Annotated in this window: 12 protein-coding genes; 6 read left to right on the top strand and 6 right to left on the bottom strand. The window is 55.5% G+C overall.

Annotation, left to right across the window (positions count from 1 at the left end; translation table 11 throughout):
* Nucleotides 1–2 precede the first annotated feature (2 nt).
* The 4 genes from egtB to ABJ205_RS13295 all read right to left on the bottom strand — a co-directional run bounded on the left by egtB (nt 3) and on the right by ABJ205_RS13295 (nt 6,617).
* Nucleotides 3–1,268 (bottom strand): ergothioneine biosynthesis protein EgtB, encoded by a 1,266-nt coding sequence (gene egtB, locus ABJ205_RS13310; RefSeq protein WP_348157355.1) that lies wholly within the window; start codon nt 1,266–1,268, stop codon nt 3–5.
* 122 nt (nt 1,269–1,390) lie between these two features.
* The gene (locus ABJ205_RS13305) at nt 1,391–2,011 is read right to left on the bottom strand and encodes a hypothetical protein (protein WP_348157353.1); all 621 of its coding nucleotides are present in this window, start codon (nt 2,009–2,011) and stop codon (nt 1,391–1,393) included.
* A 55-nt stretch (nt 2,012–2,066) separates the two neighbouring features.
* On the bottom strand, nt 2,067–3,443 hold the full coding sequence (locus ABJ205_RS13300) for a 3-deoxy-7-phosphoheptulonate synthase class II (protein WP_348157351.1): 1,377 nt from the start codon (nt 3,441–3,443) through the stop codon (nt 2,067–2,069).
* 150 nt (nt 3,444–3,593) lie between these two features.
* The gene (locus ABJ205_RS13295) at nt 3,594–6,617 is read right to left on the bottom strand and encodes an insulinase family protein (RefSeq protein WP_348157348.1); all 3,024 of its coding nucleotides are present in this window, start codon (nt 6,615–6,617) and stop codon (nt 3,594–3,596) included.
* Nucleotides 6,618–6,742: 125 nt separating this feature from the next.
* Between ABJ205_RS13295 and ABJ205_RS13290 the strand changes: the two genes are divergently transcribed.
* The 6 genes from ABJ205_RS13290 (at nt 6,743) to ABJ205_RS13265 (ending at nt 10,646) form a co-directional block, all read left to right on the top strand.
* Nucleotides 6,743–7,324 carry a NifU family protein gene (locus ABJ205_RS13290; protein WP_348157345.1) on the top strand — a complete coding sequence of 194 codons (582 nt, stop codon included), beginning with the start codon at nt 6,743–6,745 and terminating at the stop codon, nt 7,322–7,324.
* A 60-nt stretch (nt 7,325–7,384) separates the two neighbouring features.
* On the top strand, nt 7,385–8,023 hold the full coding sequence (gene tsaB / locus ABJ205_RS13285; protein WP_348510065.1) for a tRNA (adenosine(37)-N6)-threonylcarbamoyltransferase complex dimerization subunit type 1 TsaB: 639 nt from the start codon (nt 7,385–7,387) through the stop codon (nt 8,021–8,023).
* Nucleotides 8,020–8,502, top strand: coding sequence for a GNAT family N-acetyltransferase (locus ABJ205_RS13280; protein WP_348157340.1), 483 nt, complete (start codon nt 8,020–8,022; stop codon nt 8,500–8,502). Before tsaB ends, ABJ205_RS13280 begins: the two co-directional genes overlap by 4 nt.
* A gap of 136 nt (nt 8,503–8,638) precedes the next feature.
* Nucleotides 8,639–9,076 (top strand): MucR family transcriptional regulator, encoded by a 438-nt coding sequence (locus ABJ205_RS13275; protein WP_348157338.1) that lies wholly within the window; start codon nt 8,639–8,641, stop codon nt 9,074–9,076.
* A gap of 197 nt (nt 9,077–9,273) precedes the next feature.
* Nucleotides 9,274–9,696: a Fur family transcriptional regulator gene (locus ABJ205_RS13270; RefSeq protein ID WP_348157335.1), complete on the top strand. Its 423-nt coding sequence runs from the start codon at nt 9,274–9,276 to the stop codon at nt 9,694–9,696.
* An 11-nt stretch (nt 9,697–9,707) separates the two neighbouring features.
* Nucleotides 9,708–10,646, top strand: a complete 939-nt coding sequence (locus ABJ205_RS13265) for a lysophospholipid acyltransferase family protein (protein ID WP_348157333.1) — start codon at nt 9,708–9,710, stop codon at nt 10,644–10,646.
* 17 nt (nt 10,647–10,663) lie between these two features.
* On the opposite strand, the gene ABJ205_RS13260 is transcribed toward ABJ205_RS13265, so the two are convergent.
* Both ABJ205_RS13260 and ABJ205_RS13255 read right to left on the bottom strand, forming a co-directional pair.
* Nucleotides 10,664–11,548, bottom strand: coding sequence for a LysR substrate-binding domain-containing protein (locus ABJ205_RS13260; protein ID WP_348157330.1), 885 nt, complete (start codon nt 11,546–11,548; stop codon nt 10,664–10,666).
* A gap of 94 nt (nt 11,549–11,642) precedes the next feature.
* Nucleotides 11,643–12,587, bottom strand: coding sequence for a hemolysin family protein (locus ABJ205_RS13255; RefSeq protein WP_348157328.1), 945 nt, complete (start codon nt 12,585–12,587; stop codon nt 11,643–11,645).
* Nucleotides 12,588–12,604 lie beyond the last annotated feature (17 nt).

Genomic DNA, 12,604 nt, shown 5'->3' with positions numbered 1-12,604 from the left:
CTTCAAATATCCTGTGCAAGCCGCAGGCCGGTGAATTGCCAGCGTTGATGCGGGTAAAAGAAATTGCGGTAAGAGGCGCGTGAGTGGCCGCGAACGGTGGCACAGCTTGCGCCTTTGAGGACGCATTGCCCGCTCATAAACTTGCCATTGTATTCGCCGACTGCCCCGGTCGCGGGCTTAAATCCAGGATATGGCAAGTAGGCGGACCGGGTGAACTGCCAGCAATCGCCGAACAGATGTTTGCCCCCCTTAGGCAAAACCGATGAGGCGCGGTCCAATTGGTGTCCTTCATTCGCATCATGGGCTTGAGCTGCGCCCTCGCCATCTTGACCGCGAGCGATCGCTTCCCATTCGAATTCTGTCGGAAGCCGCGCACCTGCCCATGTGGCAAAAGCGTCCGCCTCGAAAAAGGAGACATGGGTTACGGGCGCATTGGGATCTCTGGTTTCCCAGCCGGCATGGGTGAAATGTTCATTCTCTCGCCAATAAAGCGGCGCTTGAACCGTATTCTCGCGCACCCACGCAAGGCCATCGGAAAGCCAAAGGGACGCAGTTTCATATCCGCCGTCAGCGATAAAATCCTGCCACTCGCCAACAGTCACCAGCCGGTCAGCAAGCGCGAAGGGTTCGAGAAGAACACGGTGGCGCGGTCCTTCATTGTCGAAGGCAAAGCCGTTTTCATCATCCCCGATCAAGGCAATGCCGCCGGGATGCTGATGCCAATCAATCTGACCGGCAGCAGGCGCGCAGGCAATTTTCTCAGACCACATCGCTGGACCAAATGGGTTTTGGAACAGGGCGTGTTTGATATCAGTGAGGAGCAATTCGATATGTTGCTGTTCGTGGGCAATGCCCAATGCGATGAGATCGAAGAGGTCTGGATCGTTCAGCAATGGCTCCATTGCGGCATCAACATGGACGCGCCATTCAATCACCTCATCTAAGGTCGGCCGCGACAACATTCCCCTCGAAAACCGAGAGATACGCGCGCCTTCCGCCTCGTAATATGAATTGAAGAGGAAGGGCCAATCATCATTGAATAGCCGGTAACCCCGACCATGTTCGCGCAGCAGGAACGTCTCCCAAAACCAAGTCGTATGCGCAAGGTGCCATTTGGCAGGGCTGGCGTCTTCCATCGACTGGATTGTCGCATCTGCGTCCGAAAGAGGTTCCACCAGACTGAGCATTAGGGCCCGCGTCGCAGCAAAACGTGCGGCGAGCGAATGGTCAATTTGGCGTTGGGCCGATGACGGCAGAGAATTGGGCAAGCGGTGTTCCCCCAATGGGTGTTTGTACCCTAACTATATGCGAGCTTGCCCGCAAAGTCATACCCAAATTGCGCAATAAACTGTCTCATTTGCTTGATAATTGTTCACACATGCCCCGATCGTCAGGCCTCGCTGATAATCGCGACGACGCGCTGTACTTTTCCGTTCACACCCCGGAAATTGCAGGCGCGCAGTGTCATTTGGCGATTTGGACCACCCTCGCTTTCAAGGGTAAACGTCGCCTCATAAGGTTCTATTTCTTCGAACCGGTCACGGGCAATTTTTGCAAGATTGATCCCTGCCTTCGCAAGGGTCTCAACGATCTGCTCATCCGCCGCAAAGTTTTGTCCATTGCTGGAGAGCATCGTTCGCAGATCATCAGAATATTGCTGTGCACCGCTTGCAAAATCGAAGTGCCACATCCCTTGTTGGACAGCGCCATGCCCTGCCCGAACGGTCTCTAAAAAGCTGTGCACTGCATCGGCCCGTGCGCGGGCCATCCGACTGGCTTTGCCTGCCTTGCGCCTGCGTGAAGCGACCTTTGCCACGGTAAAAAGCGCGATAAGCGCCATCGCCATACAGCCCCACAAGAGCGTCTCATTCCCCAGAAAGCCCCTGAGAAAATCACCGCTTGTTTGAACGGGCGCTTGTACCCCAAATACAGCATCGCCGCCTGTCCCAGCAAGAAAAGCCAAAGAGGCAAAAGACGGATTGGCAGAGGCAAACATGACCTTTGCGGCCATAGCTCAGCGCAGACGATTAAACCGCCCTAGGACGACTACCTAACCTTGCCACCAATCAGGCAGCATCCGCTGCACGTTGGTCATTGACTTCAGCGTTGAGCATTTCTGCCAAAGCAAACGCCAGTTCCACCGATTGTTCAGCATTCAAGCGCGGGTCGCAGTGGGTGTGATAACGGTCACCCAAACGCTCATCCGTGATAGCAACTGCTCCGCCAACACACTCTGTCACGTCCTGACCCGTCATCTCGATATGGATGCCGCCTGGATGCGTGCCTTCGGCGCGGTGGACGTCAAAGAAGCCTTTTACCTCGGTCAGGATACGATCGAAGGGCCGCGTTTTATAGCCGCTCTCCGACTTGATCACATTGCCGTGCATTGGGTCACAGGACCACACAACCGGATGCCCTTCCGCCTTAACAGCGCGGACCAATTTGGGCAGGCCATCAAGCACTTTATCATGGCCATAGCGCGCGATGAGCGTGATCCGGCCTGCTTCGCGCGATGGGTTCAACTCATCAAGCAATTGAAGAAGCGTATCAGGTTCAAGGCTTGGACCACATTTCATGCCAAGCGGATTTTGAATGCCGCGGGCATATTCAACATGAGCGCTGCCCGGGAAACGTGTGCGGTCGCCAATCCAAAGCATATGTGCAGATGTCGCATACCAATCACCGGTCAGCGAATCCTGACGGGTCAAAGCCTGCTCATATGGGAGCAGCAAACCTTCGTGACTGGTGTAGAAACTTGTGCCTTGCAATTGCGGAACGGTCGCCGGGTCAATCCCGCAAGCCTCCATAAAGTCGAGCGCCTCACCGATCCGATCGGCAGTCTCAGCAAATTTTTCCGTCCATGGCGTGCGCCCCATGAAATCGAGCGTCCACTGGTGCACCTGACGAAGGTTGGCATAGCCGCCGCCGGCAAAGGCGCGTAGCAAGTTAAGCGTCGATGCAGCCTGAGAATATGCCCGCACCATCCGGCCCGGATCATTGCGGCGTTGTACCGGATCGAAATCGATCCCGTTGATGTTGTCGCCGAAGTAGCTGGGCAATGTCATGTCGCCCTTGGTCTCCGTCGCAGAGGAGCGCGGCTTGGCAAATTGGCCAGCCATCCGGCCCACCTTGACCACAGGGCGTTTGCTGCCAAAGGTCATGACAACCGCCATCTGCAACAAGACACGGAAAGTGTCGCGAATGTTGTTCGGGTGGAACTCGGCAAAACTCTCTGCGCAGTCGCCGCCCTGCAGCAAAAACGCGCTGCCATTAGCCACGTCGGCCAAGTCCGCTTTCAACGCGCGCGCTTCACCAGCAAAGACGAGCGGCGGATAAGCCGCCAGCGTTGCCTCTGCATCCGCCAACTCGCTTGCATCCTCATAATGAGGCAAATGCTTTGCTTCGAACTCTTTCCAGCTTTCTGGTTGCCAATTTTGGGCCACGGTAAAACTCGTTTCTTTTGAGACTATCTGTCGTCTTTTCAATACAGTGCGGCGCGCCGACTAGGCCCGCTTGATCTATATGTAAAGCGAGTTGGACACCCGCGACAGTTTTATTTCAAGGACTGTCTTATCGAAGCACTCGATTGTGCCTTAACGCCCTTGCAAAGGAGTAGTCGACGGCGCAGGCCGCACAGCGGGTGCAGTCGCCACAGGAACACCTTGTCCTTCAGGCACTTCTGTCAATTCTTGACCTTCTGGGATGACCGCCAATTTGAGCGGAACAGGACCATTGAAATAGTGGTTTGCCAAGAATTGCATCACCTCGGGGGTGGTTCGCGAATAATCGACCAACAATGAACGCAAAAGCTCAATACGTTGGGGATCCTCGCTCGATCCTTCCAGATTGTAGAGCCAGAACTGATTGCCCGTTGATGCGCGGCGGACACGTTGCCCCAAAGGTTCGGTCACCCGGTTGATTTCATCGAGGCTTGCCGGAGAAGTCGCAAGGTCATTTGCGATCTTCTGCGCCTCTGCAAAAAAGACAGGCACGAATTCTGGCTTGAGCTGGGCAAGAGCAACGATCTTTCCGCCCGCCTCAAGATCAGATGGCCAATCAGAGTATGCTTGCGGTGCATAGCTTGCTCCGACCCGTTCACGCATGGATTCGAGAAGGCGATTACCGAACAGCTGCACAAGAATCTCGAGTTGACGCGATTCGCGAGTACGAGCCGTGCCAGCACCGCTCGGCCAAACGATTGCCGCCACTGCCTGATCCGGGTCGCCGCGGTGGTGGAGCACCGTTGGAGAGGCACCAGCTACAGGGAATGACGGGACCCGCGCTGCGACTTCAGGTGAAATCGGCTGGCGCTCTGGTAAGGCGCCAAAGGTTGTGCGAAGTTTTTCGACGATAGCGGCCTGATCAAACTCTCCGAAGACCAGCACTTCGATTGGTCCTTGCGATAACAGGGGCTCCCAGACCTCGCGAAAGCCCTCTGGCGTCACGCGCTCTAGCATTTCAGGGGTCGGCGTTGAAAAACGTGGGTCCTCCCCAGTGGTCAGGAATTCCAAATCGCGATTGAGCACGGAAGCAGGCCCGGTGGAATAGGTGTTGTAGGCGAGCTCCGACGCCGCTTTTGCGCGGATTACGGGGTCTGCATCCCAGCGCGGCATGCCGAGCTTTGCAGCGAAGAGATAAAGTTGGTCCTCCACATCGCTAGAGCGGGTTTGCGCGGTGAATGTGAACACCGCATCATCAATGCCAAAATCAAAACCAAGCTTTCGTCCGGTGGCAATCCGATCCAATTCGTTCTGCCCAAGCTCGCCTATGCCAGAACCAACAAGAGCAGATTGGCCAAGTCCAGCATAAACGGCGCTGTCCTCGTCAAATGCCCGGTATCCTGCACCAAAGCGAACTCTGACGGTCACACGCCCCGGTTCTGCATCGTTGGCCCAAACGATTGCGTTGACGCCATTGGCGAATTTGACCTTCTGAACTTCAAGCAGCCCTAAGCGGCCTTGCTCTACAATCGTGCCCGGATCCCCAATTGCCGGGAGTTCATCAAATGAGATGCTTTCCGCAGCAAGACGAGCGCTTGTGTCCACTTCAACTTCGCGGGCAAGTGCCAACTGAAGCTTTGTCTGATCTGCCTCACCGATTGATGGCGTCACATAAACAGAGCGCACCACGTCTCCTTCGAACAGGGTTTTGGTGCGGGCATGAATTTCCTCTGGAGTCCGCCGAGCGTTCATGCCGCGAAACACGTCAAGGACGACCTTTGGGCTTGCAACGGTCTCGCGAATGTCGACAGCATTGATGATATTATCAGCCAGATTGCGTCCTGCTTGAACGCTCTCTTGTTCCACCGAATTGACGAATGCCACTTCGAACTCAGCTGCCTCGCGGTCGATTTCCTCTTGGGTCGGCGGCGTCGCAATAGCATCGGCGATCACACCGCGCACATCCGCCAATGCGGCTTCCCAATCATTGCTTAGCGGTGCAAATGTCACAAATGTTGCATCGGTCGAACGCGACACATCGTCCTGATTGACTTGTGCATACAGGAACGAGCCACCGCTGCGTGCACGCGATTCTAGTCGGCGGTTGATGATAGCCTGGGCTAAGGCATCAAGCAGCAAGCCTTCGTTGTAGACAATTGTGTCCTGAACTTTGCGCCAAGGACGCATGATAGCATAGGTCAGATTGCGCGGAAGATCAGGTTCGACCGCAACACCAAGATCGCCGATAGGCAGGTCCGTGCCATTAATGGTAGGCGCACCCTGCGGCGCAACCGGATCACCGAAATCGGGAGCAACACCGGGTTCGCCCGATCCTTGCCAGTCGCCAAACCACTGCTCCACCAAACCAGCCAGCACCATCGGATCAGCATCGCCAGACACAACAATCACAGTATTTTCAGGGCGATACCAACGGTCGTAGAACGCTTTAACCTTCGAGCCATTCGCCCCGATCAGCGTTTCATCCGTGCCGATCGGATTGCGAACCGCAAGGCGCTGTCCTGCAAAGAAAGTGCGGCGGGTCAAATCGCTAACGCGCAACGCCGCTCCGCCTCGCTCCCGCTTTTCAGCCAGCACGATGGGCCGTTCGGCTGCAACATTCTCATCATTCAAAACGGGTTCGCGAACCATGCCGGAAAGCAATTTGAAGCTCTCGTTCAGCTTCTCCGGACCGATATCTGGAATGTCCAGCTTATAGGCGGTGTGCGTCGGGCTCGTCTCGGCATTGGCATCCGCGCCAAAGGTCGCACCCAGGCGCTGCCAAGCCGCAATCGCCTCGGCCTGCCCAAGATATTTGCTCTCGCGGAACAAGAGGTGTTCGAGCAGGTGGGCATAGCCCTGTTCATCATCTGTCTCATGCAAAGACCCAGCATCCACACGAAGGCGGATTGACACCTGACGTGGCGGCACCCCGTTGCGGCGCACAGCATATCGAAGGCCATTGTCCATTTCACCAAAGACCCATTCCCGATCAACGGGGACATTGCTTCCTTCATAAAGCCAAGGGGTCTCGTCCTCGCCTTGAACCGCTTTGGGAGCAGGGACATCGTAAACCGGCCCAAGTGGGGAAATGAGCTCTTGCGAGGCGAGAGGGGCACTCGAAGCAAAGGTGCTCACGGCAATGGAGAGGGCAGCGCTTGCCCGGATCAGAACGTTCATGGGCTCTACTATAGGGATGCAAGGCATGAAGGACCAGTGAATGATGCCCCAAAACCAATCACCCAAACTCTCAAGACCATTTGCCCGTCTTGTCCCGAGGCTCTTTCACCCCTATTTACACCTCCATGTTTATCGAGACTGAAATCACCCCGAACCCTTCGAGCCTCAAATTTCTGCCCGGCCGTACCGTTATGCAAGCCGGAACCCGTGAATTTGCGTCGCCAGAAGCGGCCGAAGCGAGCCCACTTGCAGAGGCGATCTTCAACACCGGTGAAGTGGTCAATGTCTTTTTCGGCTATGACTTTGTGACCGTAACGGCTGCGCCCGGTGCCGAATGGAGCGGGCTGAAACCAGAAGTCGTGACCATCCTTCTCGATCACTTCGTGTCCGAGGCGCCGCTCTTCGTCGGTGGAAGCGCCGATGGCATTTCTGTTCCGGGCGAAGAGTTGGCCCTTATGGTCGAAGACCGTGAAGAAGATGCCGAAATAATCTCTTCAATCCACGAACTTCTCGAAACCCGCGTTCGTCCAGCGGTCGCCAGCGACGGCGGCGATATCGCTTATCGCGGCTTTTCCGAAGGCGTGGTCTACCTCACATTGCAAGGCGCTTGCGCAGGCTGTCCATCCAGCACAATGACCCTGAAACAAGGGATTGAGAGCCTCCTGAAACATTACGTACCTGAAGTGACCGAGGTTCGCGCAGCATAATTTTAGGCGCAATTGCTTGGGCGACTTGCGAATGACGCGCGGCTAAGGCAGGGCGCAGCCATGCAATTCGGCGGGCGAACTCTTATCATTGAAACGGCCAGTGAGGCTTGCTCCGTCGCCTTGTTCGACGCGGGCAAGTGCATTGCCAATGACCACCGCGAACTTGGGCGGGGTCATGCCGAACGCCTCATTCCAATGATCGATGCGCTCCCCGCCAAAGGCCGCGCAGACCGCATACTGACATCTCTTGGTCCGGGTAGCTTTACAGGCGTACGCATTGGTATCGCGGCCGCCCGCGCGCTCGGCGTTGCTTGGGGCGTGCCGGTCTTAGGCTACCCAACCCTTGCGCTGGTGGCTGTGCGGGCATGGGATCCGGCCCCTCGCCCCGTCACGGTGTGTATGAATGGCGGGCACGGTGAATGGTTCGTTCAGAACTTTGATCCTGACAACACGGATGGCCCAGTGCGCTCACTCACGCCCAAAGCCGCGGCTGAGACGGATGCAAAAGGCGTAATTGCTGGCAACCGAGCAAAGGAATTTGCAGGCCTATTGGACGATGACCGGGTGGCCTTGGATTTGTTGCCCGACGCAGGGTTCGCGCATCGTCTGGATGAAACACGCCTAAGCCTTGACCTTTCCCCGATCTATGGCCGTGCGCCGGATGCGAAACCCCAAAGCTTGCAGGCGGCAAAGCCGTGACCCCATCTAACCACCACATCGCGCGCATTATGACGGTGATGGCAGAAGCTTTTGACCCCACATACGGCGAGGCATGGAATGTCCGTCAGGTTTCCGATGCTTTGGCAATGCCCAGCACAAGGGGACTCGTCATCGACGAAACCGGTGCAATCATCGCTGACGACTCGCCCGATGACAGTGCGAAAACCGCCGTTGGATTCGTTCTAACTCGCCAAGCAGCCGATGAAGAAGAGCTGCTTTTGATCGCAGTTTCGCCTGATTTTCGCCAACGCGGCCTTGGGGAAGGTTTAATCCAGACACTTTTCCAACATGCCAAATCCAGAGGCACGACCCGCATTTTCCTTGAAATGCGGCGCGGTAATCCTGCTATCCATCTCTATGAGAAAGTTGGGTTTAGGCCTATTGGCAAGCGCCCCAATTACTACCGCCTTACCAATGGCGAAAGGGTCGATGCGATTACTTTCGCCTACTCGATCTAATCAATAGATACATCCAGTTATTGGACAGGAGCGCGGTTTCTTGGAAAACTTGCGTGCAGCATACTTGCAATTAACAACCTTGTAAGCCATGCGCTAAGAATCGGAAAAATCCGACCTAAAAAAGATCGAGGAACTCATGCAAAACTTAGAGATAGAGATGAAAGAGACGTTGATAACGCTTACGAGCGATATCGTGGCAGCCCATCTCAGCAACAACGACGTAGATGTCGACGCTGTACCGGGGTTGATCACCAATGTTTATGGTGCACTTGCTGGCTTAGGCGAAGAACCAGAGGCAGAAGAAGTTCGCCCGGAACCAGCTGTTTCGATCAGGGCGTCTGTCAAGCCAGACTACATTGTATGTTTGGAAGATGGCAAAAAACTTAAAATGCTCAAGCGCTACCTGCGCACTAACTACGATATGACACCAGAGGAATATCGTCATCGCTGGAACCTTCCATCTGACTATCCAATGGTCGCACCAAACTACGCTGAAAAGCGTCGTGATCTCGCCAAGAAAATCGGCCTTGGCCGCAAACCCGGCGCATCGCGAGGTCGCCGCAAAGCTGCTTAATTAGAGCTGGATTTTGAATAGGGCATTGCCTGCCGGTTTTGTGCAGGCGATGCCCTTTTTCCGTTGGCACCGTGCAATGCGCAGCTATCGACAGGCACTACAGTGCACGAAACTTGAGAATTCGGCCAACCATCGGTAAGGACGAAGGCGATCCCGGCTGGAATTCTCCGGCACCCTGTTAGCAAGGATGAAATGGCGTGAGCCAGAAAATCGATCTTGAACAATTGTGTGCAGAAAAAGGCCTGCGCATCACCGAACAACGCCGCGTCATCGCACGTGTCCTCTCTGAAAGCGAAGATCACCCTGACGTTGAATTGCTGCACGAACGCGCATCTGCAATCGACAATAAGATCTCAATTGCAACAGTTTACCGCACGGTTAGGCTTTTCGAGGAAGCAGGCATTCTTGATCGCCATGACTTTGGTGACGGCCGGTCTCGATATGAGCCTGTGCCTGAGGCGCATCACGATCACCTAATTGATGTCGAAACCGGCAGGGTTGTCGAATTTGTCGATCCAGAGATCGAGGCTCTTCAAAAACAGATCGCCGAAAAGTTAGGCTATCGTTTGGTTGATCACCGGATGGAACTTTACGGGGTGCGCCTGTCGCGTGACGATTAAGGCATAGGCCGATGAGTGAGCAGCAGACCACCACCCCTTCTCCCGATGCGCGCGCTCAAGCGAATGCCTCCGATCGTGCTTGGGATTTGAGAGTGGCCGCCGCGCGTGGTGAAAGCACGCCGATTTCGCTCCGCGGCTGGTTCAGGATCATCATGCGGGCGTCGTTGATGGCTGCATTGATCGTGATCTTCGTACCGCTGCACTTTCTATATCGCATCTTTGCCTATGGCTCACCCTTCCCCATGTGGTTCTTGCGTTTCACCGCGCGCATCTCTGGGGCGAAGGTCCGTATCCACGGCACCCATCTTAAGCGCGATGTCTTCTACATGGCTAACCATGTGTCATGGCTAGACATTTTGAGTTTGGCAGGTGCCTGCGGAACAGCATTTGTTGCAAAGGCGGAGCTTTCAAAGGCCCCTGTGGTGGGTTGGCTCGCAAAGATGAACCGCACCGTCTTTGTAAAACGCGAAGCTCGCATGAGCGTTGCCAATCAAATCAACGCTTTAAAGGAAGCGCTTGCCGACAATTGGGCCGTGACAGTCTTCCCAGAGGGCACAACCACCGACGGCCAGTCATTGCTGCCATTTAAGACCAGCATGCTCTCGGTACTCGAACCTCCTCCCCCGGGCGTCATGGTTCAACCGGTCCTTATCGACTATGGTACCGCTGCTGAATGGATCGGTTGGATTGGCGAAGAAGACGGCCTCAACAATGCGAAACGCATCCTTTCGCGCAGAGGGACATTCCCTGTCCACATTCACTTTCTAGAACCCTTTAGCCCTGCGGAATACCAAGGTCGAAAGGCGATCAGTGTCGAAGGCCGCCGCCGCATCGAAGAGGCGCTATGCGAGGCGCTGGGAAAGCCCTTGCGTGATTTTGCACATGATGTGCCTCCGATCCGCTATTCCGCGAGCGAGGGCAAAACCGTGCATGAGGTAGAAGGCCCTTAACCGGCCGGACAAACCGACTACAAGTCCGCGCGGACCAACCAATCGTGGAAGAGCCGCACCGGCCGCGATTCAAGCGCAGTTGGCTTGCATACGAACCAATAACTGTACGGGCTGTGCACATCGGGGCCAGGTAAATTGGTTAAACGATTATCGGCTGCTCTTCGCAGGTGATCATCATGCATTATTGCAATTCCAAGCCCTTGCGCCGCCGCTTCGATCATCAACGCACCTGAATCGTAATGATCAATGGCCGCCGGCTCTAGATCTTCAAGCTCGTTGGCCTTTTTCCAGGCGACGAAACTTTCTGGCAATTCGTTGTGAATGAGGAATGTCTGCTTGGAAAGCATCTCCGCGCTCATCTCTTCACCGATCACCCCAGCTGCTGCGCGCGAACATATTGCGTGGACAAGGTTGTGGTCCAAACGCACGGCGTGAAGCCCGCTCGCCGGTCCGCGAGACAGGATAATCGCCGCATCCAGCGTATCACCAACACGGTCCTCAAGATGGGGGGCGGTGTCGATGTCGATGTGGAGTAAAGGATGACGTTTGCGCAATTCGCCAAGACGCGGGAACAACCGTTGGCTCCCGAACATTGGAAGCACGCCCAAACGCAGCCGCAATAGCGCGATATTGTCAGACTGGCTTTCAACCGCCCGAGTAAGTGCCTCCATATGCGGGTTCACCGCTTCATAAAAGGCCTGACCTTCATCGGTCAGCTGCATGGATTGACGCGCCCGAGTGAACAGCTTTTTGCCAACAAATTCTTCGAGATTGGTAATCCGCCGAGACAGCGCCGATGGGCTTAGGCTAATCTCCTCTGCAGCCGCGCGGGCAGAGCCAAGGCGGACCGTGCGCATAAAAGCTTCGAGCGCTCGCAGAGGGGGAAGGCGACGTGACGGCATAAGCATTAGCTTCTTTGCAAGGGACTACGCATGGTCACTAGACCGTGATGCAAGAAAGTGAAATGTATTTTCAAGAAGCCCAAATCCGATGACGTTACTGCGATCCCTTCTCGCTGGACTGATCCTCAGGAGCGTGAAGCCGCAGGCGTTTCACATGGGTTTCATCTCCAGCAGTAACTTCAATGCGCCATCCGCTGGGATGTTCCAGCACAGAGCCAATGGATGGCACCGCCTCTGCAAGAACGAAAGCAAGACCGCCCAGCGTATCCACCGCTTCCTCGACTTCGGCCAAGCGCGGATCGACAGTGCTCGCCACATCATCCAACTCCGCACGCGCATCGCAGTCCCACATACCCTGTCCGATCGGAACGATCAGCTCTTCGGGCGTTTCATCATGCTCATCTTCAATCTCGCCGACGATTTCCTCAACCAGATCTTCAATGGTGATGAGACCATCGGTCCCCGAAAACTCATCAACAACAACCGCCAAGTGTACACGCCGAAGGCGCATATCCGCCAGCACATCCAAGGCCCCGCGCGTTTGCGGGACATAAAGCGGCTGGCGCATCAGGACAGTCCAATCGCTCGGCGGCGCTTTACCCTTCGCAAGGTAAGCAAACACATCCTTAATGTGCACCATGCCGATCACTTCATCCAAAGTATGGCGGTACACCGGCATGCGCGAGTGTCCGTGTTCAGCAAAAGCAGCGACCAGTTCATCCCAGCTCAGCGCTGCATCTACCGCAACGATCTCCCCGCGAGGGACAGCAACATCATCTGCATCATGTTCAGAAAAGTGCAGCAGGTTACGCAGCATTTGGCGTTCAACCGGCGATAGATCACCATTGCCCGTTCCATCCGCGCTGCTCGTATCAGAATGGTCGCCATTCTCGCCTTCATGCTCGTCGATTTTCTCCTCGAGCGTTTTTCGCAAAGAACGGTTCGCCTCATCGACGCCAACCATCTTTTTGAGTGCGGCCCATATGCCGCTGCTACTCTCCGCGTCTCCCGCGGCGGTGCTGCTACTGCTATCGGGCATTTTGCTCCCTGATGTGC

Source organism: Erythrobacter sp. (assembly GCF_039988855.1).
GTDB lineage: Bacteria > Pseudomonadota > Alphaproteobacteria > Sphingomonadales > Sphingomonadaceae > Erythrobacter.
This window is presented reverse-complemented; position numbering and strand designations above follow the sequence as displayed.